This window comes from Actinoplanes sp. NPDC051405 (assembly GCF_055586185.1).
This window is the reverse complement of sequence record NZ_JBVJIR010000013.1, coordinates 186259-207489: the sequence shown is the minus strand read 5'-3', so window position 1 is coordinate 207489 and position 21231 is coordinate 186259. Positions and strand designations below refer to the sequence as shown.

Genomic DNA, 21231 nt, shown 5'->3' with positions numbered 1-21231 from the left:
ACTCCATGACCGACATCGAGAACACCGAGACAGAACCAGCCCTGGTCCCCGTCCTCAACCGCGCGCCCGTCCGCCCGGACAGCCCCACCTTCGCCGAGCTGGGAGTCCGCGCGGAGACCGTCGAGGCGCTGGCCGCGGCCGGCATCACACGCGCGTTCGCGATCCAGGAATACGCGCTCCCCATCGCCCTGCGCGGCACCGACCTGATCGGCCAGGCGCCCACCGGCACCGGCAAGACCCTCGGCTTCGGCCTGCCCCTGCTGGAGCGGGTGCTCGCCCCGAGCGAGGGCGCCGACGGCCAGCCCCAGGCGCTCGTCGTGGTCCCGACCCGCGAGCTGGGCCTGCAGGTCGCCCGCGACATCGCCGCCGCGGGCGCCACCCGTGGCGTGCGCGTGCTGCCGATCTACGGCGGCGTGGCGTACGAGCCGCAGGTCGACACCCTGAAGAAGGGCGTCGAGATCCTGGTCGGCACCCCGGGCCGCCTGCTCGACCTGGCCAAGCAGAAGCAGCTGAAGCTGGGCTCGATCAAGGCCCTGGTGCTCGACGAGGCCGACCGGATGCTCGACCTGGGCTTCCTCGAGGACGTCGAGAAGATCCTGGCCATGCTCCCGAGCGAGCGCCAGACGATGCTGTTCTCGGCGACCATGCCGGACCCGATCGTCGCGCTGAGCCGCCGCTTCCTGCACCACCCGGTGACCATTCACGCGGGCCACACGGCCGACAGCGGCATGTCCCCGCTGACCAAGCAGGTCGTCTACCGCAGCCACCCGCTGAACAAGCTGGAGATGGTGGCCCGGATCCTGCAGGCCCGCGAGCGCGGCCTGACCATGATCTTCACCCGCACCAAGCGCGCCGCCGACCGGGTGGCCGAGGACCTCGACTTCCGCGGCTTCGCGGTCGCCGCGGTCCACGGTGACCTGGGCCAGGGTGCCCGTGAGCGGGCCCTGCGGGCGTTCCGCACCGGCAAGATCGACGTGCTGGTGGCCACCGACGTCGCGGCCCGCGGCCTGGATGTCTCCGGCGTCACCCACGTGATCAACTACGACTGCCCGGAAGACCCGGACACCTACACGCACCGCATCGGCCGCACCGGCCGCGCGGGCGCCACGGGCGTCGCGGTGACCTTCGTGGACTGGGAGGACATGCCGCGCTGGGTCCTCATCGACAAGTCGATGGGGCTCAACATGCCGCAGCCCCCGGAGACGTACCACACGTCCCCGGCACTCTTCTCCGACCTGGACATCCCGGAGGGCATCTCGGGCACGCTGCCGACCGCCGGACGCACCCGGGTGGGACTGTCGGCCGAGGTCGAGGAGGACCTGGGTGGCACCCGCCGCCGGGGCAGCCGCGACGGCGGCCGCGACTCGAGCCGCAGCGGCGGTGGCCGCGGCGGTCGCGATGGTCGCGGCAGCGACCGGCCGGCCCGCGGACCGCGCCGCGAGGATGCGGCCCCCACGGCCCCGGCCCCCGCGGCGGAGGACGCCGAGGACCGGCCGCGCCGCCAGCGTCGCCGCCGCCGGGCGGGCGACCCCCTGACCACAACCGACGAGGGTACGGCCACAGCAACGTCCCCGGCCCCGCTCTTCTCGGACGGCTCCGAGGCGACCCCGGAGCTGGCTCCGACGGCAGAGGACGACTCCGACGGGCAGTCCGACGACGGTGACAACGACGCAACGGGCCGTCCCCGCCGGCGTCGTCGTCGCGGTGGCCGGGGCACCCGGAGTGCCAGCGGCGCGGAGACGACCTCCGAGGACGGCGACGCGGCATCGGCTGCCACTGATTCGGCTCCGGCCGCGTCGGAATCGGCTCCGGCCTCGGGCGCCACTGCATCGGCTCCGGCCTCGGGCGCCACTGCATCGGCTCCGGCCTCGACTGCGAAGGAATCGGCTCCGGCCGAGATGACCGGCGGCTCGGACGCCGGGGTCGGCACCGGCGCCCAGGACTGACCCACCGCAACAACCCGGAATGGGTGCCCCGCCGGCTGGCGGGGCACCCATTTTGCCGTGCCGGGCCCTGTCTACGCCGATCCTGTTCGAGCTGGCGCTGTTTGAGCCGGGCCTGTCTGAGCCGGGCCTGTCTGAGCCGGGCCTGTCTGAGCCGGGCCTGTTTGAGCCGGCCCATGGCCGTCTGCTGCCGTCCGCTGTTCCGCGACGCAGCCCGAGCCTTCGACGGCCGCGCCGCGGATTCCGCATGGCTCAGCGGACTCGCCGCCCGTGACCTCCGGGACCAACCGCCGATCGTCGCCCCTGGCGGACCGGGGCCCTTCCGGGAAGCCGGTCAGTGGGTCGGGGTCACGCCCAGCGCCGCGCAAGCCTGCTGATACATCCGGACCGCTTCGCCGCGGACCTGGCGGCGTTCGGTCAGGCGTTCGCTGAACGGGATCCGGACCGGCACCGCGATGCCGTCCACCGTGGCCTCGAAGTCCATCCCGTCGGGGTCCAGCCCGGACATCCGGGCGGCGCTCGCCGTGCCGATGCCACCGAGCCCGCGCACGATCAGCACGTTGTCGTCGGCGTGGTCGTCGTTCATGTGGCGGGCGATCTGCGCCACCACTTCCGGGGTGAAGGTCATGCCCAGCGCTCCTTGAGTTGGCGCAGCACAGCGATGTTGAGCCGGTAGGCCTCCTGCACCTCGGCGAGGAAATTCTGCTCGTCCGCCGGGGAGAAGGCGAGCCCGTCGAGCAATTCCCGGTACCGGGTGCGGAAGGCCGGCGGCGAGACGCCCTCGAAAACGAAGAACCGGTGGCCCGCGCCGCTCAGGCCGTACGCCTTGGCGATGGCCGGGCCGAGGTATTGGCCGCCGGACAGGTCGCCCAGGTAGCGGGTGTAGTGGTGAGCGATGAAGCCCCAGGGCTGGTCGAACGCCACCGCGCGTAGCCGGGCGCGGTATTCCTCGGTGGCCGGCAGGGCGCTGAGCTGGGGTGCCGGGCCGAGCAGGGTGGCCAGGTCGTGGCTCAGCGCGGGCAGCCGGGTCAGCTCGGGAAAGACGAAGTCCCCGGCGACCGGGTGGGCCGCCATTGCTTCGGCGGCCTGCTCCAGCGTCTCGTAGATGAACCAGTGCTGCGCCGCCAGGTCGGCGTAGGCCTGCCGGGGCAGCGTGCCCGCGGCCAGCGCGTCGAGGAACCCGCTGCCCTGGGCCGCGTCGTGGTCTGAGCGGGTGCCGCTACGGAGCCGGACGGACAGCCTTCCGGTGGGAGGGTCGGCCAGGGTCATCGCAGCACCTCCATGCTTGGTTAGGCGAGCCTAACAAACAGATAGGCTCCGAAGATCAGCAAAATCCGCGGGGCAGAATGGTGGGATGCCCCAACCACTGGACGCCGTCCTCGCCGAGGTGCGTGGCCTGCTGCTCGATCCGGCGCTCACCCGCGCGGTCGCAGCCGGCAAGCGCCGCGGTGCCACCCCGTCGGTCACCCGCGCCGAGTTCCGGCCGGTCGCCCTCAAGGGTGGACCCCGGTTGCAGATCGTGACCGATGACGGCTCCCGGCCGTACACCCGGAATGTCGAACCCGGCCCGGAGGCCGCGGCGGCGGTCGATGCCCTGCTCGCCGAGCCCTTCGGGAATTGGCATGTTGAAACGGCCGCGACCACCGTTCAGGTCCGCGTGACGAAGAAGGGCGACGCCCAGGTGCACCGGGCCGCGGCCGTCGAGCCGGTCGTGACCCAGGGTCACGACCGGACGAAGCAGTGGCTGCTCGATCCGGGCGATCCGCTGTTCACGGTGGTCGGTGGCACGGCCGCGAAGCGCCGCCAGGTGGACGCTTTCCTGCGGGCGCTGGCCGCGACCCTGCCGGACGAGCTGCCCGCGGAGCTGCGGGTGGTGGACCTGGGCTGCGGCAACGCGTATCTGACGTTCGCGGCCTACCGATTCCTGGCCGATCGCGGCGTCAAGGTCCGGGTCGTGGGGGTCGACGTCCGTGAGGACCAGAGGGTACGCAACAGCGCCGTCGCCGAGCAGCTGGGCTGCGCCGATGCCGTGACGTTCGTGGCCGGCACGATCGAGGACGCGGTCGTGGCGGAGGCGCCGGATCTGGTGCTGGCGCTGCACGCCTGCGACACCGCGACGGACCAGGCGCTGGCCCGCGCGATGCACTGGGACGCGAAGTGGGTGCTGGCCGCGCCGTGCTGCCACCACGACATCGCGGCCCAGCTCAAGGGCCACCCCGCCCCGGCGCCGTACGGGGAGCTGACCCGGCACGCGATCCTGCGGGAACGTTTCGCGGACGTGCTGACGGACTCACTGCGCTCGGCGCTGCTGCGGCTGCACGGGTACAGGGTGGAAGTCGTCGAGTTCGTGGACTCTGCGCACACGCCCCGGAACCTGCTGCTGCGGGCCAGGCTGACCGGCGCACCCCCGACTGACGATCAGCGCGCCGAGTACGAGGCGCTGACCGGCCAGTGGGGCGTGACGCCGGCGTTGGAGAAGCTGCTCACCTGACGACGGTGGTGAACGCGGCGGTGTGCACCTTGCCCGCGACCTGGAAGTCGAAGAACATCCGGTAGCGGCCGGGCCCGGGAGCGGTGAGCCAGAACTTGACCGCGCCGTCGACGGGTTGCGCCTCCGGGTGGACGTGCACATAGCCGACGTCACCCTCACGCAGCACGACGAGGTGACCGAACGCACCCAGGTACGGCTCGAGCGCCGCGGACTTGCCGTCCGGGCCGGTCACTGTCATCAGCAGCGGCTGGGTCGCGGTTGTCCGGGGCGTACCGGCGTACGAGATGACGAAGCCGTCAGTGCTCGCCTGGGTGACCGGCGCGGGTAGCACGACCGGCCGGTAGTCGCCCGCGACCGTCAGGTCGACGCCCAGCGTGACGGGCGTCTGCCGGCCGCCGACGAGTGCGGTGAAGTCGGCGATGGCGCGGTAGCTGCCGGGGGCGGTGACGGCGAGGTCGACGCTCCACGTGCCGTCGGGGGCCATCGTGGGGTGCAGGTGCTGGAAGCCGGTGAGGTCGCGGCGGACGAGAACGAAGTGCATCGGCTTGTCGTGCACGACGGCGTAGGTGGTGATCGGCGCGCCGCCGGGCCCGGTGATCCGGAACCGGTACGGCTGGGACCGGGCGGCATTGAGCGAGGTGGCCTCGGGAACGAGGGTGAGCCCGGCGGAGGTGATCGTCAGGCCGCCGACTGCTTCGGCTGCGGGTGGCTGGGCGTTGGTGCCGTCGGCGTTGTGGACATGCGGCGCCGTGCCGGTGTCGTCGTGGGGGGCGGCGGTTCCGGCCACGCCGCTGTTGAGGGCGGCGGAGGTCGCCTGCACCCGCTCGGCGGAGTTGCTGAGGCGGCCGAGGCCGTAGCCCGCGAAGAGGACAACCACGATGACCGCCGCGAATGCCGCCCGGCGGAAGCTGGCCTGATCGGTCTTGGGCTGCCCGGCAGCCTCGTCGGTCTGCCCGCTGACTTGCGCCGCCGACTCTGCTGCAACGTGCTCGTCTTCCTGCCGCGCAGACTGTCCTGCAGGGTGCTCGTCTTCCTGCCGCGCAGACTGTCCTGCAGGGTGCTCGTCTTCCTGCCGCGCAGACTGTCCTCCAGTCTGCTCGTCTTCCTGCCGCGCAGACTGTCCTCCAGTCTGCTCGTCAGGCATCAGCAAGCTCGTAGCCGGCCTCGTCGACAGCGGCACGGACCTCATCGGCGGCAAGCGGGGCCGCGCTCGTGACGGTGACGGCGCCGGTAGCGAGGTCGACCTGGACGGCGTCGACGCCGGGCAGCTCGGAGATCTCGCTGGTCACGGCCTGAACGCAGTGTTCACAGGTCATCCCGGTCACGGTGTACGTGCTGGTGACAGACATGGTCGTTCCCTCCTCGGGCCCTCGGCCCACGTATCTTCGCGAAAGCCTTCAACCCGCCACGCGCCTTGGCCGGCAAGGTGATCCGCTTCGTGCCGGGCAGCGGTTGGTTGCGCTCCGCTCAGGAGCGGACCAGGCGCGCAATGGCGTCCGAAGCCTCTTTGACCTTGGCACTCGGGTCGCCGGCGCGCGCAGCATCAACGACGCAGTGGGCAAGGTGATCCTCGAGCAGGCCGACCGCGACGGCGTGCAGGGCGCTCTTCGCCGCGGAGATCTGCGTGAGGACATCGATGCAGTAGGTGTCCTCGTCGACCATCCGCTGCAGGCCGCGGATCTGTCCCTCGATGCGGCGTAGGCGCCCGAGCAGGGCAGCCTTGTCGCCGGAGTATCCGTGCGGTCCGGGATGTTCGTCGTGGTCGGTGGTCATGTCACCCACAATACCCCCCACCCGTATCCATTGCGGCACTCCACTGGCGTGGCTTTTGTCTCTTTCGGCGTTGCATTCGTGACCACCGCCGTCCGCACGATCATTGTCCCGCCCGAGTCCGTGCCGCCTCCAACCGGGCTCCGAAGGCACCGGTGCAGTCAGCCGCACCACGGCCCGGCGAGGGCCGTCAGCGCACCACGGCTTGGGCGAGCGCCGTCAGCCGCACCACGGCCCGGCGAGAGCCGTCAGCCCGCCACGGCCAGGGCGAGAGGCAGGACACCGGGCGCGCCGGCTTGTCGGAGTGCCCGGCCCGCCAGAACCATCGTCCAGCCGGAATCCGACATGTCGTCCACCAGAAGCACCGGTCCTTCAAGGCCTCGAAGGACCTCCGCCATCTCCGGCGGGACAGCGAAGGCGTCATGCAGAGCGAGAACCCGCTGCGCACTGTTTCCCCTCGGTCCGCTGTCACCCGTGTGCGTGGAAGTCAGCGTCCCCAGCAGCGGCAACCTGCCCACTGCCGCGATCCGCTCCGCGAGGCTGTCCACCAGCTTCGGCCGACGATGAGAGCCGACCGAGACCACTCCCACGGGGCGCTGCGCCCATGCGTCGTCACCGTGCGCCCAACCTTTCAGGACCTCGACCACGGCAGCCACCATCTCGTCCGGAATCGTGCTGTCCGCCGCGTCCGGACCCACCAGGGCTCGCAACCTGTCGCCCCACCCGAGGTCCGACAGCCGTCCGACGGCACGGCCCGGCAGGATCTGCTCACTCGGGCCGATCTTGCCTTTCAGCGGAACGCCGACGGTGGCCAGGCCGGTCGGCCAGAGCTTCTTCGGGGAGATCTCCACACCCGCGTGGCCAAGGAAGGTCTGCGCCGCAGCCAGCGCCTCGGCCGACACCTCGGCGTCGAACAGCGGGTCGGCACAGTTGTCGCAGCGGCCGCACGGCGTGGCCTCGGGATCGTCGAGGCAGCGGCGCAGGAATTCCATCCGGCATGCCGTCGTCCCGGCGTACTCGATCATGGTTTTCTGCTCTGCGGTCCGCGCCTCGGCGACCCGGCGCAGGCGCGCGGTGTCGTAGGTCCACGGCTCGCCGGTGGCGAGCCAGCCGCCGCGGGTGCGCCGGACCGCGCCGTCCACGTCGAGGACCTTGAGCATGAGCTCCAGGCGGGTGCGGCGGAGGTCGACGATCGGCTCGAGCGCCGGCGTCGACAGTGGCCGGTCAGGCGACAGCGCGGCGAGCACTGTGCGCACCTGCTCCTCGGGCGGAAACGCGAGAGAGGCGAAGTAACGCCAGATCGCGATGTCCTCCGGGCCCGGCAGCAGGATGACCTCGGCATGCTCCACAGCTCGTCCCGCGCGACCGACCTGCTGGTAGTACGCGATAGGCGACGGCGGCGCCCCGAGGTGCACGACAAATCCGAGGTCAGGCTTGTCGAAGCCCATACCGAGCGCGGAGGTTGCCACCAGAGCCTTGATCTTGTTGTCCAGCAGATCCTGCTCAGCGGCGCGACGGGCGGAGTCCTCCACCTGTCCCGTGTACGACGCCACAGCAAAGCCCCGTGACCGCAGGAACTCGGCAGTCTCCGTGGCTGCGGCAACCGTCAACGTATAGACGATGCCCGAGCCCGGCAGCCGGTCGAGGTGATCGGCGAGCCAGGCCAGCCGGTGCGCCGGGTTAGGCAGCTCCAATGCCGCCAGCCGCAGCGAATCCCGCTCCAACGAGCCCCGCAGCACCAGCGCGTCACCGAGCTGCTCGGCAACGTCAGCGGTCACGCGTGAATTCGCCGTGGCCGTGGTCGCGAGCACGGGCGTGAGACCGGGCAGACCGGCCAGGAAGGTGCGCAGCCGCCGATAGTCGGGGCGGAAGTCGTGACCCCAGTCCGACACGCAGTGCGCCTCGTCGACCACCAGCAGACCGGTGCTCGCGGCCAGGCCGGGCAGCACGTTGTCACGGAAGTCCGGATTGTTGAGCCGCTCGGGGCTGATCAGGAGAACGTCGACCTCACCGGCCCGGATCTCGGCGGTGATCTCGCTCCACTCGTCGAGGTTGGCGGAGTTGATCGTGCGGGCCCGGATGCCGGCTCGCGCAGCGGCCTCGACCTGGTTGCGCATGAGGGCGAGCAGGGGCGAGACGATGACGGTCGGCCCGGCGGGTGGATCACCGGGCTCGGCAGTGATGCCATCGCGCAAGAGAGCGGTGGCCACGAAATAGACCGCCGACTTCCCCCACCCCGTGCGCTGCACACAGAGCACGCGCCGCCGATCGACCACGAGGGCCTCGATGGCTCGCCACTGATCCTCTCGCAGCACCGCATGCTCACCGGCCAGCCGGCGCAGCACCTCCTCGGCGCATTCGCGCACCGCCACCCGTTCGACCTCGCTCACCGCTGACCGCGTCATCTCCACCACGCCAGCATGTCTACCAGCCGGCACCGACAAGACCCGGGTTATCCACAGGCCCGATCCCTCCGGCTCGTTGTCCACAGGCCTGCGATTGCCCGCGCGCTTGGACCTCGTGCGCTGCCACCATTGGCGGCATGCGAGAGAGGCTCCGAAAGCTGCACGTCGACGGCCGGGAGTTCGCCTGGAAGGCGGAGATCCGGGCCGCACCGGGCGCTGACGGCAGACGACACCGGTACATCCGGGTCCGCGTGTGGGGTGCAGGTAAGAACAGCTGTGTTCTGCAGGCCGACATGACGGAGCTGCCCGTTCCGGCTGCATCGGAGGAGACGACGTATGCCTACCCCAGCGCGGCCATCGTGCGCCGGCTCGTCTCGTGGGGGCTGGAGGCGGGCTGGACGCCGGAGAAGGTCGGCGGAGTGTTTCGGGTGAGCTCTGCTGTTGGGCCGGCTCTGCCCGGGCTGGGCCTGGTCGACCTTCCGTGACATTCGTTCCTTGACAACTAAATTTGTCGGTGGCAGCGTGGGCGGCATGACGAAGACGATCGCCGAGAAGCTGCAGATCAAGCCGCACACCACGGTGTGGCTGTCGCACGCTGCGCACCTGCCTTTGCTGACACCGATGCCGGAGGGCGTGCGGGAGAGCGACGGGCTCGCGTCGGCGAGCACGGCAGTGCTGTTCGCGGACGATGCCGCGAGTGCTCGCAAGCTCCTCGAGGAGCACGCCGACGATCTGGCCAAGCCCGCGGTGCTCTGGATCGCCTATCCGAAGGGCAACAAGGCGGACATCAACCGCGACACGCTCTGGCCGATCGTGGCGGACTTCGACATGCGTCCGAACGGCCAGGTGGCGATCGACGATCGCTGGTCGGCGCTGCGGTTCCGCCCGAACAAGCCGGGTGAGGAGCGCTTCACCGGTGGTGCCGCGAAGTAGCACCACCGGATTGGCGGGCGGTACGGTCGCGGCCATGTCGGACACTGATGATGTTCTCGACCGGTTTCTGGCTGCCTGGTCCCGTCGGGACCTCGCAGGCGTGGTCGACTGCCTGGCCGCGGACGTCGTCTACAGCAGTTCCGACGGCAGCGTCGTGCGTGGTCGCGAGGCTGTCGGCGCCGTCTTCGCCGAGCAGCTCGACGGCGATCCCGACCTCACGATCGAACCCATCGCGGTACGGGGTGAGCGCGGTTTCGGCTACTTCTCGTATCCGGCCGCAGTCGACGGGACCACCTTGCGAGGCGTCGACGTCTACACCGTGCGGGACGGGCTGATCGTTGCCAAGGACGTGCTCAGCAAGATCGCCTGAGGTCAGCGGCCCAGGACTGTGCCGCCGTTGACGTTGATGATCTGGCCGGTCACGAAGCTGCCGCCGGGACCGGCCAGCCAGCGCACCGCCTCCGCGATGTCTTCCGGCACGCCCGCCCGCTTGACCAGCGTCGCGGCCACTCGCTGGGCGTGGCCTTCCTCGGTCATCCGGCCGGCGAAGAACTCGCTGTCGGTCACGTAGCCAGGGGCGATCACGTTCGCGGTGATGCCCTCGGGGCCGAGCTGGGTGGCCAGGTCCAGCGCATAGCCGTGCAGGGCCGCCTTGGCCGCCGAGTAGGGGCCGCCGCCACCCCGCTGGGCGGCGATCGAGCTGGTCAGGATGATCCGCCCACCCGGCCGGCGCAGCAACGGCAGCAGGGCGTCGGTGAGGAGTACAGCGGTCAGGACGTTGGAGTCGAGGTTCGCCCGCCAGCGCGCCGCCAGGCCTTCGGGGGTGGAGTCGTCGCCGGACACGTACGCGCCCGCGTTGTTGACGACCACGTCCACCGGGCGGCCGCCGACGGCCTCGACCACCGCGGTGGTCTGGCCGGGAACTGACAGGTCGGCGGTGACCGCCGTTGCTTGCGGGCCGATCCACTTCACCGCGTCGGCCAGTACGTCGGGGCGCCGACCGACGATGATGACGTCGTAGCCCTCCCCCGCCAGCATTCCCGCTGTCGCCCGGCCGATTCCCGTGCCGCCCCCGCTGACCACCGCAAGCCTCGCCATGCCCCGACTCTAGAGGAGGGGCCTGCGCCGGCCGGAAGGCCCGCACAAGAGACCTGACCCACGCTGCGCCGGGTACGCGGTGGTCGTACACGCCGCTGGGGTGGTGTGGTGAGGGCGGTGATGGAGCGGCGGCGCCGGGGTGATGGGCCGGCGCCGCCGTTCAGTCAGGCGTTCTCAGGAACGGCGGAACGCAGCGTACGGGTTGCCGGCCCCAACCCTCGCCAGGCCAGCAGCATGATCACTGCCATCGCCGCAGCTGCCGTCCCGAACGTCGCGGTGATCCCGTAGGCCTGCGCCACCGCTCCGCCCAGCAGCGAGCCCAGCGCGGCCCCGCCCAGGTCGAGCAGGGAGTACACGCCGGCCACCCGCCCGTAGAGCACCCCGGGGATCGAGCGCTGCCGCAGCGTCGTCACCACGTTGCCCCAGACCGCGGCGTGGACGCTGAACACCACGATCATCGCCGCCGCCAGCCACGGCGTCCGGGTCAGGGCCAGCGTCGCGTGCAGCGCCACTTCCACGAGTAGGCCGGCTCGCAGCAGTGCCGTCGCGCTGACAGTGCGGAGCAGGGCCGGAGCCGTCACTGTTCCGGCCAGGCCGCCCACCGCGAACGCTGTCAGCAGTACGCCGTAGCTCAGCTGGCCCAGGCCCAGCCTTTCGAAGGCGTACAGCACGAAGATGGCGAAGGCGGCGCAGAAGACCACGTTGCCGAATGCCATCGTCATCGCGAGCGTGCGCAGCAGGCGGTGCTGCCACAGCCATCGGATCCCCTCTGCGATGTCTGTCCGGAGCGGCCTGCGGGGCCGGGGTTCCGGAGCCGGGATGCCACCGATGCCGGCGACCAGCGCAGCCGATGCGGCGAACGACAACGCGTTCACTCCGAACGGCACCGCCGCGGCCACCACGAACAACCAGGCACCCAGCGGTTTCGCCGCGAACTGGTTGAGCACCGTGAACGTCGCGCCGAGCCAGGCGTTCGCAGTCGGCAGGCTCTCGGCCGGCACCAGCGCCGGGACGAACGCCGCCGCCGCCGTGTCCGCCAGCGTCTCCCCTGTGCCGAGCACGAAGAAGACCGCATAGATCAGCGGTACGGTCACCACGTGGCAGGCCACCGCCGCCACCAGCGTGGCCATCGCAGCGGCGCGGATCAGGTTGACCGTCACCACCAGGCGGCGGCGGTCGAGTCTGTCAGCCCAGGCCCCGCTGATCAGGGCGAACAGCAGCCACGGCAGTTGCTGGGCGAAGACGGCGCCGGCCACTGCTGCCGGGGCGGTGGTGATCGAGGCGACCAGCAGCGGGCCTGCCGCCATCGTGACGCCGTCGCCGAGGTTGGAGACCGCGCTCGCGGTCCAGAGTTTGCTGAAGTCCGCGCCGAGGCGCGGGAAAAGGGCACGCAACATTGCTCCTCAAGACAGGGGTGACGGTCGACGACCGCCCCGTGCGAGGAGCTACGGGCCGCGGGAGACTAAGCGGCGCGTCCTCGCGTCGGGGCGAAGACCGTTGCCATGTCGCGTTGCATCACGCACCCTTTCTGTCGGCTGGTAAGGCACTCTAGATCGAAACGGGGAGGTACGGGTGCGGGGTCGTTCACCGTGGCAGTACCCGGCCCGCATCGTGCCGATCGCGTTCCTCGGCGCCATCGCCGTGGGCACCGCGCTGATGATGCTGCCGGCCGCGCGGGCCGAGCCCGGGCATGCGCCGTTCGTGACCGCACTGTTCACCGCGACGTCCGCCGTCTGTGTCACCGGGCTGGCCGTGGTGGACACGCCGAGCTACTGGTCCGGCTTCGGCGAGGTGCTGCTCACCGTGCTGTCGCAGATCGGCGGCTTCGGGATCATGACCCTCGCCACGCTGCTCAGCCTGCTGGTGTCGCGGCGGCTCGGATTGCGCAGCCGGCTCATGGCGCAGGCCGAGAGCGCCGGCCTCTTCAGCGGCAACGTCGGCGGCGTGCTCATCCGCGTGGCGATCGTCATGTTCGCCTCCGAGGCCGCCATCAGTGTCGTGCTCACGTTGCGGTTCTGGCTGGCGTACGACTATCCGTTCGGCCGGGCCGTGTGGGAGGCCGTCTTCCATGCCGTGCAGGCCTTCAACAACGCCGGCTTCGCGCTCTATCCCGACAGCCTGACGCGGTTCGTCGGCGACTGGTGGATCTGCATGCCGCTCGCGCTCGGCGTGCTGGCCGGCTCGATCGGCTTTCCGGTCCTGTTCGAGCTGGCGCGGGAGTGGCGCACCCCCGGCTTCTGGTCCACCCACACGCGGCTGACCGTGTGGGGCACCGTGCTGCTCAGCGGGATCGGGTTCCTGGTCTTCCTGACGTTCGAGTGGACCAATCCGCAGACCCTCGGCCCGCTCGGCACGCCCACCAAGATCCTGGCCGCCTTCACCCAGGACGTGATGACGCGTTCGGGCGGCTTCAACAGCATCGACCTGGGCAAAATGAACACCGAGACCATCGCCGTCACCAACGGCATGATGTTCATCGGCGGCGGCAGCGCCAGCACCGCCGGCGGCATCAGGGTCACCACGTTCCTGCTGCTGGCGTTCGTGATCTGGGCCGAGATCCGGGGTGAGCCCGACGTGGTCATCCGCAAGCGGCGCATCGCCGAGGAGACGCAGCGGCAGGCCATCACCGTCGCGCTGCTCGGCGTCGCCCTGGTCGCCGGCGGCACACTCGCGCTGATCGGGATGACCGACCACGTGCCGTTCGACCGGGCGCTGTTCGAAGTCACCTCGGCGTTCGCTACGGTCGGCCTCAGCACGGGCATCACGCCCACACTGCCGCCGTCCGCGCAGGTCCTGCTCACCATCCTGATGTATGTCGGCCGCGTCGGCACGATCGCCGTGGGAACGGCGATCGCCCTGAACACCCGCCGCCGGCTCTACCGCTACCCGGAGGAGCGACCCCTCGTTGGCTGACAGAAGACTCACCGCGAGCCCGGACAACGTCGTTGTCGTCGGGCTGGGCCGCTTCGGCGGGCAGGTCGCCGCGTCGCTGGTCAACCTCGGTCACGAGGTGCTCGGCATCGACGCCGACCCGCACATCGTGCAGGACTGGTCCGACCGGCTCACCCAGGTCGTGGAAGCCGACTCCACCGACACCGAGGCGCTGCGCCAGCTCGGCGTGCAGGAGTTCGCCCGGGCCGTGGTCGGCATCGGCACGAACCTCGAGGCCAGCGTGCTGACCGTGCTGACACTGGCGGAGATCGGCGTGCCGGAGATCTGGGCCAAAGCGATCAGCACCAAGCACGGCAAGATCCTGTCCTCGGTCGGCGCCCGGCACGTCATCTACCCCGAGGCGGAGATGGGTGAGCGGGTCGCGCACCTGATCACCGGCCAGATGCTGGACTACATCGAGTTCGACGACGGCTTCGCCATCGCGAAGGTACGGGCGCCGAAGGAAGCGATCGGCCGCACGCTGGCCGACATCGGCCTGCGCAGCAAGTGGGGCGTGACGGTGGTCGGCACCAAACTGCCCGGCCAGGACTTCACGTACGCGCGACCCGAGACGGTCGTGCCGCCGGGCTGCATCCTGATCGTGGCCGGCGACACCACCAAGGTGGAGCAGTTCGCCGCAGTGACCTGACCCGAAGCGCGCCCAACGGCCCGAAGCCGGAGTTCGGGGCCGAAGGCCGGGGTCGGGGACGGGCCGGGCCGGGCCGGTCCGAACCGCCGTCAGACGGTGACCGAGAAGCCTGACTTCTTCTCCGGAGCCTTGGCCGGCGGCTTGCTGCTCTTGGCCGGCGCCGGCTCCGGCGCCTTGTCCTTCTTGCGGGGAGACGGCTTCTTCCGCACATCATCCGACGCCGGCATCCCCCCGGAGATCTCCGCCGAAGGAGCCGCCGCCCCCACCGCCCCGAGCACCTCAGCCTGGCAAGCCCTACCGTTCAGCACGAACGCCACCGGCAGCGGATTACTGATCCGGTAACTCCCGCTCAACGTCACACTCGCCGACCGCCCCGGCCGCAGCTTCGTCCCGTTCTTGGCCCGCAGCACCAGCTTGCGTCCCCGCTGGGTGAGCCGTTTCGGCGCGTCGGTGAGCCGCTGACCACCCGCGAAACTGAACTCCAGCGACCACTCCGACAGCACATGCTCCCCCGTGTTGACCACGGTCACCTGGGCGCCGAAGTCCGACCCGGAGTCGCGCTGCACGCGGTAGCGGACCTTGCACCCCGTACCGTGCGGGACCACCGCCCCCGGCCCGGCACCGGCCGCCGCCGCCTGGGCTGTGCCGACGTCGACCGGCTCGCGGGTCGACGACCAGATCAGGCCGACCGCCGCCGCCAGGATGATCGTTGCGACGCCTGCCTGGATGCGGTGCCGCCCGGCCAGCACCGCCTCCGTGAGCCGCGCCCCCGGGACCGGATCGGGCAGCAGCCCACCGGCGCGCGGAGGCCCGCCGGAGCGCAGCAGCCCACCCGAGCGCAGAGGCCCACCAGAGCGCAGCAGCCCACCGGCACGGAACAGCCCACCACCCAGCGGTTGCGGACCGCCGAGCCGCAACGCCCGGGCCACCCGCAAACCGGCTCGGACCCGCAGCCCGGGCGCCCGGGCCGGGCGCGGCAGCGGATGCGGTGACGGGCGCAGCCCGGACGATGGCGCACCGACGGCGATGATCGGCTGAAGTCCGACGAGCGCGGCCAGTTCCGCGGCGACCACGGCCGCGCCGGGCCGGTCCTCGGGCTGCTTGGCCAGGCAGCGCAGGCAGAGATCGGCGACCTGCGCCGGCATCCCGGGCAGCGACGGTACGGGCTCCGGATCAGCGAACAGGTGCGCCCGCAACGCCTGCGTGGTGTTCCCCGCCGGCCACGGCAGCCGCCCGGTGAGTGTCCGATAGAGCAGCAGCCCCAGGGCGTACACGTCGGCGGCGGGTGAGACGTGGCCACCGCCCAGCCGTTCCGGGGCCAGGTATGCCGGGGTGCCCAGCAGGCTGCCGTCCGGTGCGGCGTCCCGCTGCCCGATCAGCGCCGAGATGCCGAAGTCGACGACCTTCGCCCCCGCGCCGGTGAGCATCACGTTCGCCGGGGTCACGTCGCGGTGCACCACGCCCCGGGCGTGAGCGGTGGCCAGGGCCGAGGCCACCTCGGCCGCGATCACGACCGCGTCGCGCCAGGGCAACGGGCCTTGGCGGCTCAGCCGGGCGGCGACCGACTCGCCCTCGTTGAGTTCCATCACCACGTACGGGACGGAGCGGTGCTCGTCCAGCGGGGATTCCCCGAAGTCGAACACGCCGGTGATGTGCGGGTGGCACAGCTGGGCCGCGGCCAGCGCCTCCAGCCGCAGCCGGTCGCGGAACGTCGAGTCGCCGGCCAGTTGCGGCGACAGCACCTTGACGGCGACGGCCCGGCCCAGCACCTGGTCGTGGCCCCGCCACACGACGGACATGCCGCCGGTGCCGAGCCGTTCGATCAGGCGGTACCGGTCGCCGACGAGGCCGCCCTGTCCCCCGGTCGCCAGCCAACCCATGTGCCGATTGTGGCCCGAGGGACGCCCTGCTCACCGGGGGTCGGCGGAATCCGGAGAGCCGCCCGGCGTGCTCTGACCAGCACATCGCTCTTTGTCCGGAATAACCCCGCCGTCACCCGGCCAGGAGCTGATCCACCGGTGCGAAGTCGTCGGTCAGCACCCGGGCGCCGTCGATGAAATCGGTGAGCGGCTGACCCGACAACAGCTGCACCGGCTCGTCCACCAGGTCGAGATGGTTGCGCAGCTCGTCCAGGGCCAGCGGCGACTTCGACGCGACGATCACGAAGTTCGAGCCGGTCTCACCGTCGAGGGCGGCCTGCGGCGCCACCAGCGCCACGTGCGGGAAGACGTCCGCCACCGTGGCCAGCTCGGCCCGGATGAAACGGTTCGGCGGGTAGTCGATGACGTTCTGCGCGTACACGCCATCCGTGCGCAGGACGCGGGCAATGTCAGCGGCCATCTCCCGGGTGGCGAGGTGCCACGGGACCACCAGGTGGCCGAACGCGTCGCCGACCACCACGTCGTACCCCTGGCTCCGCTGCGCGGCCAGGCCGACCCGCGCGTCGCCGACGCGGACCCGCAGGTTCGGCCCGGTGCGCAGGCCCAGCTCGCGCTTGTCCAGGTCGACCAGGCCGCCGTCGAGCTCCAGGACGAGCTGGTCGCTGCCGGGCCGCGTCCGCGACACGTACGCCGGGACGGTGAACCCGCCACCACCCAGGTGCAGCGCACTGATCGGAGCACCGCCGGCCCGGACGACATCCACCACGGCACCGATCCACTGCACGTACGCGAACTCGAGGTGAGTCGGGTCGTTCAGGTCGACGTACGAGTGCCGCGCCGAGTTCAGAATCAGGGTCCGCCCACCGGCCACGCTGGGATCGGCGTCCACCCGCGCGCAGTGATAGGCGGTCTCGATGTCGCAGGGCGTCGGCGCGGTGGCACCCAGCCCGGCCCCGAACAGCCCGATGGTGACCACGACCGCCCTCGTCCGCGGCTTGCCGGGCAGCTTCAGCTCCGGGTTGTTGCGGTGCAGCCACCAGCCCAGCCCGAAGCCGGCCACGGCCAGCACGCCGGCCAAGGTCAGCACGATCCAGCTGCTGGGCATCGCGGCGACGAAGACGAACCCGGTGCCCAGCGTCGCGGTGATCGCGCCGAGCGTGCCGAAGCTGGACAGCCGGCCCACTACCTCGCCGGTCCGGCGCAGGTCGCCGAGCTGGAGCTTCACCGTCAGCGGGGTGATCGCGGCGAGCAGGAACGCGGGCAGGAAGACGGCCAGCACGGCCAGCAGCAGCACGGCCGGCGCCGACCCGCCGCGCAGCAGCTCACCACCCCAGCGGACCAGCGGCAGGGTGATCGCCGTGCCGATCGCCGCCAGCAACAGCGCGGGGGCCAGCAGCAGCCGGGGGTCGAACTTGTCGGCGAGCCGGCCGCCGAGCCAGGTGCCGTACGCGATGGCGGCCAGCGAGATCCCGATCACCGAGCTGCTCACCTGCAGCGTCACCCCGACGTACGGGCCGACGAGCCGCAGCGCCACGATCTCCAGGACCAGCACGGCGCCGCTGGCGAAGAACACCAGGGCGGTGGCCAGTCCGGAAGGCAGGGCGCGCGGGGCGGAGGTCTCCATCGCGCGGATGCTACCGGCGTGCTCCTGTCAGATGACTGATAGGTGCACGTGGTTGGTGTGGGTCGCGGCCGGTCCGCCCGAGCCACTGTAGGCGCGCCAGCCGGTGCCGGGGTGCCAGATCTGCCGGTACCAGATCACGTACAGCACACCGAGGCGTGAGGCGTTCTTCACGAAGTACGCCGCCAGGTTGTCGCCGTACGTACGGTCGCCGCCGGACGCGTTGACGTTCTCGAAGCCGCCGGAGGCCGCGGAGAAGTCGCAGGCTCGGCCCTTGGGGTGTTCACCGGAGGAACGCTGACTGAAGCAACCCGTGTACCGCTTGAAGCCCGCCGCCCGGGCCTGCTGGTACGCGTTCAGCGTCCGCGGCGTGATGCACCCGCCGCCGCCCGGGGAGGGGTCGCTGACCGAGCAGGACTCCTTGGGCCAGGAGCCGTCGGAGTTGCGGGGGGCCGGCTTGGCCAGCGGCGAGTTGGCGTTGATGAAGCCGCTGCGGGCCGCGCCGCCGCCGGCGATGGCCAGCGCTTGCTCGGCCTGCTGCTTCTTCTTGGCCATGACCGTGACCTGCTTCTGCTGCTCCTTGATCTCCAGGTCGATGGCCTGCTTGGCCCGCCGGGTGGTCTCCAGCGCCTCCCGGTAACCGGTCAGGGCCTTGCCGTCGATCTGGGCCATCTGGTCCAGGCGCAGCGCGCGTTCCATGAAGGTGTCCGGCGACGAGGCGTTGAGCAGCAGAGTCATGGTGTTGAAGCGGCCTTGCCGGTAAGCGCGGTTGGCGACCTCGCTGACCCGGCCCTGCAGCTCGCCGGTCTTCTGCTTGGCCTGGGCCAGCGTGACGGTGAGCTGCTTCTGCCGCTTCTGGGAATTCTCGAGCTTGTTCTTGGCTTCGATGTGTCCCTTGGCCGCGGACTCGAGCGCCGACCGCAGCGTCTTGGTGCCGCCCTCCTCGTCCGGATCCGCGTGCGCGGCCGGGGCGGCGACGAGCAGCACCGCGAGGGCAGCGAGAAGGGCCAGGACAGGCTGGAGCCGGCGCAGGAGAGTCGCCGCCACGGTCTACCTCCCAAGTCGTGAGCGCGGTGACTCTACCGCGCCGCACCTCGAAACGGCAGCGCGCTCACGTCGATGAATATCCACCGTCGACGAAGAGTGTCTGGCCGGTCACCGCAGCGCTAGCGGCACTCGCCAGATACACCGCGCATCCGGCGAAATCGCTCGGCAGCCCGTTCCGGCCGATCATCGAGCGCCGGGCGTGCGCGGCGACCTTCTCCGGATCGGCGAAGACCGGCTCGGTCAGCGGCGTGTGCACCACGCCGGGGGCGACCGCGTTGCAGCAGACGCCCCGGGCCGACCACGCCTCGGCCTGCGAGCGGGTCAGGGCCACCAGACCGGCCTTCGAGACGCCGTAGGCGCCGCTGTTGCCGTACGCGCGGAAGGCCTGCTGCGAGACCACGTTGATGATCCGGCCCCAGCCGCGCTCGGCCATCGCGGGCCCGAAGCGCTGCCCGAGCAGGAAGGGAGCGGTCAGGTTGGCGGCCATGGTGACGTCCCAGTCATCGTCGGTCAGCTCGTCCATCGGCGGGCGCCGGTTCACCGCCGCCGCGTTGACGAGGATGTCCGGTTCCCCGTACCGGGTGATGATCGTGTCGATCGCGGCCGGGAGCGCCGCCCGGTCGGCGAGATCCGCCGGCACCGCGCCGGCCTCGATACCCTCGGCGGCCAGCTCGCGGATCGTCTCGGCCAGCGGCTCCGGGCGCCGGGCGACCAGCACGACGCGGGCGCCGGCGCCGCCCAGCGCGCGGGCCATGGCCCGGCCGATCCCGGAACTGCCGCCGGTCACGACCGCGGTCCGGCCGGTCAGACCGAAAAGCTCAGACAGGTACGCAGACATGCGGGCACCCTAATATCCGAAGGATGGCGTTCACCGAGGCATTTCCCGTCATCACCGTGGCCGACCTGCCCGCCGCTGTCGCTTTCTACACCGACGGGCTGGGTTTCACCGAGCAGTACCGCTTCCCCGCCGAGGGCGAGCCGGTCTTCGTGACCCTGCGGCTGGGCACCAGCGAGCTGGGCATCGGCGCCGACACGACCGCCGGTTACGAGCTGTGTGTCTACGCCGACGACTGCGACGAGGCCGTCGCCCGGCTGGGTGCGGCCGGCGCCGAGATCGTGGCGGAACCGGCCGACCAGCCCTGGGGCGAGCGGCTGGCCCGCGCCGTTGATCCCAGCGGCCACAAGCTGATGATCCTGTCGAAGCTCTAGGCGAACAGGGCGGCGTGCGCCGTTCGCCAGATGTCCTCGTTGGCCGCCACCAGCAGGCCGCGCTCCGCGTCGGTCGCCCGGTACGCCGAGCCGTCGAGGTGCAGCACCGTGCCACCGGCCTCACGCACGATCAGCGAGCCCGGCACGTGGTCCCAGGGCAGGATCCGCCAGAAGGTGGCGAACTGCTGCTCGTCGGAGACGACGGCCGGATATTCGTAGCCCGCGCAGTGGTGGCCGCCGGTCACTGTGCCCAGCGTGGCGATCCGCCGCTCGATCCGCTCGCGGAGGTCGTCCGGGAAGTAATTGCGGGACAACGAACCGGTCAGCCCGGCGGCACCCGGATCGTCGGTGCGGGTCTTGACCCGCAGCCCGTCGATGAACGTGCCGCTGCCCGCCTCCGCGACCGTCATCCGGTCGGCGACCACGTCGAGGATCCAGGACGCGGCCGGCTCCCCGTCGCGCAGCAGCGCGACCATCACGGCGAACGGCGTCTTGCCGGCCGCGAAGTTGTTGGTGCCGTCGACCGGGTCGACGATCCAGACCGCGCCCGAGTCACCGACGCGGCCCAGCACGCCCGGGTCGGCCGCCACGGCTTCCTCGCCGACGACCTGCGAGCCGGGCAGCAGCGCGGTGAGGCCGGCGGTCAGCGCCCGTTCCGACTCCTGGTCGGCGATGGTGACCAGGTCGCCGGGCGACTTCTGCTGGATCTCGGAGTCGCTCAGGTGCCGCCACCGGGGCAGCACGATGGTCTGCGCCACCTCCCGGACCAGGGTGGTGACCTCGTCGATCAGGTCGTCACGCACGCGGCGGCAACTTCACGACGCTGACGAAGAACTCGTCGATCTGCCGGATCACCGAGATGAACCGGTCGAAGTCGACCGGCTTGGTGACGTAGGCGTTGGCGTGCAACTGGTAGCTGCGCAGGATGTCCTCGTCGGCGGCCGAGGTGGTCAGCACCACCACCGGGATGCGGCACAGGTCGTCGTCCTTCTTGATCTCCTCGAGCACCTCCCGGCCGTCGCGGCGGGGCAGGTTGAGGTCGAGCAGGATCAGGTCGGGTCGCAGCGCACCCTCGTACGCGCCCTCGCGGCGCAGGTAGGCCAGCGCCTCGGCGCCGTCGGACACCACGGTCAGCCGGTTGCGGACCTTGTGCTCCTCGAACGCTTCCTGCGTCATCAGCACGTCGCCCGGGTCGTCCTCGACGAGCAGCACCTCGATGGGTGTGCCGTCCTGCCGCACCGCACCCGTCATGCC

The 21231-nt window shown here is 71.1% G+C and carries 22 protein-coding genes; 8 read left to right on the top strand and 14 right to left on the bottom strand.

Annotation, left to right across the window (positions count from 1 at the left end; translation table 11 throughout):
* Positions 1-5: 5 nt before the first annotated feature.
* On the top strand, positions 6-1946 hold the full coding sequence (locus ACZ6S4_RS27165) for a DEAD/DEAH box helicase (RefSeq protein WP_465477613.1): 1941 nt from the start codon (positions 6-8) through the stop codon (positions 1944-1946).
* A 331-nt stretch (positions 1947-2277) separates the two neighbouring features.
* On the opposite strand, the gene ACZ6S4_RS27160 is transcribed toward ACZ6S4_RS27165, so the two are convergent.
* Positions 2278-2571, bottom strand: a complete 294-nt coding sequence (locus tag ACZ6S4_RS27160; protein WP_212987390.1) for a DUF2470 domain-containing protein — start codon at positions 2569-2571, stop codon at positions 2278-2280.
* Complete coding sequence (locus tag ACZ6S4_RS27155; protein ID WP_465477612.1) at positions 2568-3212, bottom strand: biliverdin-producing heme oxygenase; 645 nt, start codon at positions 3210-3212, stop codon at positions 2568-2570. The genes ACZ6S4_RS27160 and ACZ6S4_RS27155 overlap by 4 nt, the downstream gene beginning before the upstream one ends.
* A gap of 85 nt (positions 3213-3297) precedes the next feature.
* On the opposite strand from ACZ6S4_RS27155, the gene ACZ6S4_RS27150 reads away from it, so the two are divergent.
* Positions 3298-4434 (top strand): class I SAM-dependent methyltransferase, encoded by a 1137-nt coding sequence (locus ACZ6S4_RS27150; protein ID WP_465477611.1) that lies wholly within the window; start codon positions 3298-3300, stop codon positions 4432-4434.
* Here the strand turns inward: ACZ6S4_RS27150 and ACZ6S4_RS27145 are convergent.
* The 4 genes from ACZ6S4_RS27145 to ACZ6S4_RS27130 all read right to left on the bottom strand — a co-directional run bounded on the left by ACZ6S4_RS27145 (position 4427) and on the right by ACZ6S4_RS27130 (position 8609).
* Positions 4427-5311, bottom strand: coding sequence for a hypothetical protein (locus ACZ6S4_RS27145; protein WP_465477610.1), 885 nt, complete (start codon positions 5309-5311; stop codon positions 4427-4429). The genes ACZ6S4_RS27150 and ACZ6S4_RS27145 overlap by 8 nt on opposite strands.
* A gap of 259 nt (positions 5312-5570) precedes the next feature.
* Positions 5571-5783 carry a heavy-metal-associated domain-containing protein gene (locus ACZ6S4_RS27140; RefSeq protein WP_465477609.1) on the bottom strand — a complete coding sequence of 71 codons (213 nt, stop codon included), beginning with the start codon at positions 5781-5783 and terminating at the stop codon, positions 5571-5573.
* Positions 5784-5901: 118 nt separating this feature from the next.
* Positions 5902-6207, bottom strand: a complete 306-nt coding sequence (locus tag ACZ6S4_RS27135) for a metal-sensitive transcriptional regulator (RefSeq protein WP_360551644.1) — start codon at positions 6205-6207, stop codon at positions 5902-5904.
* A gap of 245 nt (positions 6208-6452) precedes the next feature.
* Positions 6453-8609 carry a RecQ family ATP-dependent DNA helicase gene (locus ACZ6S4_RS27130; protein ID WP_465477694.1) on the bottom strand — a complete coding sequence of 719 codons (2157 nt, stop codon included), beginning with the start codon at positions 8607-8609 and terminating at the stop codon, positions 6453-6455.
* Between the two features lie 137 nt (positions 8610-8746).
* Between ACZ6S4_RS27130 and ACZ6S4_RS27125 the strand changes: the two genes are divergently transcribed.
* From ACZ6S4_RS27125 to ACZ6S4_RS27115, 3 genes are read left to right on the top strand one after another with little or no spacing between them, the layout of a single operon-like run.
* Entirely contained in the window at positions 8747-9094 is a 348-nt protein-coding gene (locus tag ACZ6S4_RS27125; RefSeq protein WP_465477608.1) for an integrase, read from the top strand.
* Between the two features lie 46 nt (positions 9095-9140).
* Entirely contained in the window at positions 9141-9542 is a 402-nt protein-coding gene (locus ACZ6S4_RS27120; RefSeq protein WP_465477607.1) for a hypothetical protein, read from the top strand.
* Between the two features lie 34 nt (positions 9543-9576).
* The gene (locus tag ACZ6S4_RS27115) at positions 9577-9912 is read left to right on the top strand and encodes a nuclear transport factor 2 family protein (protein WP_465477606.1); all 336 of its coding nucleotides are present in this window, start codon (positions 9577-9579) and stop codon (positions 9910-9912) included.
* A 2-nt stretch (positions 9913-9914) separates the two neighbouring features.
* Here ACZ6S4_RS27115 and ACZ6S4_RS27110 read toward each other — a convergent pair whose 3' ends face one another.
* Positions 9915-10640: an SDR family NAD(P)-dependent oxidoreductase gene (locus ACZ6S4_RS27110; RefSeq protein ID WP_465477605.1), complete on the bottom strand. Its 726-nt coding sequence runs from the start codon at positions 10638-10640 to the stop codon at positions 9915-9917.
* Positions 10641-10804: 164 nt separating this feature from the next.
* Positions 10805-12034 (bottom strand): MFS transporter, encoded by a 1230-nt coding sequence (locus ACZ6S4_RS27105; protein WP_465477693.1) that lies wholly within the window; start codon positions 12032-12034, stop codon positions 10805-10807.
* A 262-nt stretch (positions 12035-12296) separates the two neighbouring features.
* Here ACZ6S4_RS27105 and ACZ6S4_RS27100 point away from each other — a divergent pair, with 262 nt between their 5' ends.
* Together ACZ6S4_RS27100 and ACZ6S4_RS27095 are read left to right on the top strand one after the other, a co-directional pair.
* A complete protein-coding gene (locus ACZ6S4_RS27100; protein WP_465477692.1) occupies positions 12297-13553 on the top strand; it encodes a TrkH family potassium uptake protein in 1257 nt (418 codons plus the stop codon).
* Positions 13546-14220: a potassium channel family protein gene (locus tag ACZ6S4_RS27095; protein ID WP_465477604.1), complete on the top strand. Its 675-nt coding sequence runs from the start codon at positions 13546-13548 to the stop codon at positions 14218-14220. The genes ACZ6S4_RS27100 and ACZ6S4_RS27095 overlap by 8 nt, the downstream gene beginning before the upstream one ends.
* Positions 14221-14309: 89 nt before the next feature.
* Here the strand turns inward: ACZ6S4_RS27095 and ACZ6S4_RS27090 are convergent, their stop codons facing one another.
* From ACZ6S4_RS27090 to ACZ6S4_RS27075, 4 genes are all read right to left on the bottom strand, one after another.
* Complete coding sequence (locus ACZ6S4_RS27090) at positions 14310-16100, bottom strand: serine/threonine-protein kinase (protein ID WP_465477603.1); 1791 nt, start codon at positions 16098-16100, stop codon at positions 14310-14312.
* A gap of 112 nt (positions 16101-16212) precedes the next feature.
* Complete coding sequence (locus tag ACZ6S4_RS27085; protein ID WP_465477602.1) at positions 16213-17724, bottom strand: fused MFS/spermidine synthase; 1512 nt, start codon at positions 17722-17724, stop codon at positions 16213-16215.
* 27 nt (positions 17725-17751) lie between these two features.
* A complete protein-coding gene (locus tag ACZ6S4_RS27080; protein WP_465477601.1) occupies positions 17752-18768 on the bottom strand; it encodes a coiled-coil domain-containing protein in 1017 nt (338 codons plus the stop codon).
* 64 nt (positions 18769-18832) lie between these two features.
* Complete coding sequence (locus ACZ6S4_RS27075) at positions 18833-19606, bottom strand: SDR family NAD(P)-dependent oxidoreductase (protein WP_465477600.1); 774 nt, start codon at positions 19604-19606, stop codon at positions 18833-18835.
* Positions 19607-19629: 23 nt separating this feature from the next.
* Here ACZ6S4_RS27075 and ACZ6S4_RS27070 point away from each other — a divergent pair, with 23 nt between their 5' ends.
* Entirely contained in the window at positions 19630-19977 is a 348-nt protein-coding gene (locus tag ACZ6S4_RS27070; protein WP_465477599.1) for a VOC family protein, read from the top strand.
* Here the strand turns inward: ACZ6S4_RS27070 and ACZ6S4_RS27065 are convergent.
* On the bottom strand, positions 19974-20780 hold the full coding sequence (locus ACZ6S4_RS27065) for an inositol monophosphatase family protein (RefSeq protein ID WP_465477598.1): 807 nt from the start codon (positions 20778-20780) through the stop codon (positions 19974-19976). The two genes, ACZ6S4_RS27070 and ACZ6S4_RS27065, sit on opposite strands and share 4 nt — an antisense overlap.
* Positions 20773-21228 (bottom strand): response regulator, encoded by a 456-nt coding sequence (locus ACZ6S4_RS27060; protein ID WP_360551624.1) that lies wholly within the window; start codon positions 21226-21228, stop codon positions 20773-20775. The genes ACZ6S4_RS27065 and ACZ6S4_RS27060 overlap by 8 nt, the downstream gene beginning before the upstream one ends.
* Positions 21229-21231 lie beyond the last annotated feature (3 nt).

Bases quoted from the DNA above. Each gene is read 5' to 3' on its own strand.
- ACZ6S4_RS27165 (WP_465477613.1), top strand. From the start codon at position 6: ATGACCGACATCGAGAACACCGAGACAGAACCAGCCCTGGTCCCCGTC.
- ACZ6S4_RS27160 (WP_212987390.1), bottom strand. From the start codon at position 2,571: ATGACCTTCACCCCGGAAGTGGTGGCGCAGATCGCCCGCCACATGAAC.
- ACZ6S4_RS27155 (WP_465477612.1), bottom strand. From the start codon at position 3,212: ATGACCCTGGCCGACCCTCCCACCGGAAGGCTGTCCGTCCGGCTCCGT.
- ACZ6S4_RS27150 (WP_465477611.1), top strand. From the start codon at position 3,298: ATGCCCCAACCACTGGACGCCGTCCTCGCCGAGGTGCGTGGCCTGCTG.
- ACZ6S4_RS27140 (WP_465477609.1), bottom strand. From the start codon at position 5,783: ATGTCTGTCACCAGCACGTACACCGTGACCGGGATGACCTGTGAACAC.
- ACZ6S4_RS27135 (WP_360551644.1), bottom strand. From the start codon at position 6,207: ATGACCACCGACCACGACGAACATCCCGGACCGCACGGATACTCCGGC.
- ACZ6S4_RS27130 (WP_465477694.1), bottom strand. From the start codon at position 8,609: ATGACGCGGTCAGCGGTGAGCGAGGTCGAACGGGTGGCGGTGCGCGAA.
- ACZ6S4_RS27125 (WP_465477608.1), top strand. From the start codon at position 8,747: ATGCGAGAGAGGCTCCGAAAGCTGCACGTCGACGGCCGGGAGTTCGCC.
- ACZ6S4_RS27120 (WP_465477607.1), top strand. From the start codon at position 9,141: ATGACGAAGACGATCGCCGAGAAGCTGCAGATCAAGCCGCACACCACG.
- ACZ6S4_RS27115 (WP_465477606.1), top strand. From the start codon at position 9,577: ATGTCGGACACTGATGATGTTCTCGACCGGTTTCTGGCTGCCTGGTCC.
- ACZ6S4_RS27110 (WP_465477605.1), bottom strand. From the start codon at position 10,640: ATGGCGAGGCTTGCGGTGGTCAGCGGGGGCGGCACGGGAATCGGCCGG.
- ACZ6S4_RS27100 (WP_465477692.1), top strand. From the start codon at position 12,297: ATGATGCTGCCGGCCGCGCGGGCCGAGCCCGGGCATGCGCCGTTCGTG.
- ACZ6S4_RS27090 (WP_465477603.1), bottom strand. From the start codon at position 16,100: ATGGGTTGGCTGGCGACCGGGGGACAGGGCGGCCTCGTCGGCGACCGG.
- ACZ6S4_RS27085 (WP_465477602.1), bottom strand. From the start codon at position 17,724: ATGGAGACCTCCGCCCCGCGCGCCCTGCCTTCCGGACTGGCCACCGCC.
- ACZ6S4_RS27075 (WP_465477600.1), bottom strand. From the start codon at position 19,606: ATGTCTGCGTACCTGTCTGAGCTTTTCGGTCTGACCGGCCGGACCGCG.
- ACZ6S4_RS27070 (WP_465477599.1), top strand. From the start codon at position 19,630: ATGGCGTTCACCGAGGCATTTCCCGTCATCACCGTGGCCGACCTGCCC.
- ACZ6S4_RS27060 (WP_360551624.1), bottom strand. From the start codon at position 21,228: ATGACGGGTGCGGTGCGGCAGGACGGCACACCCATCGAGGTGCTGCTC.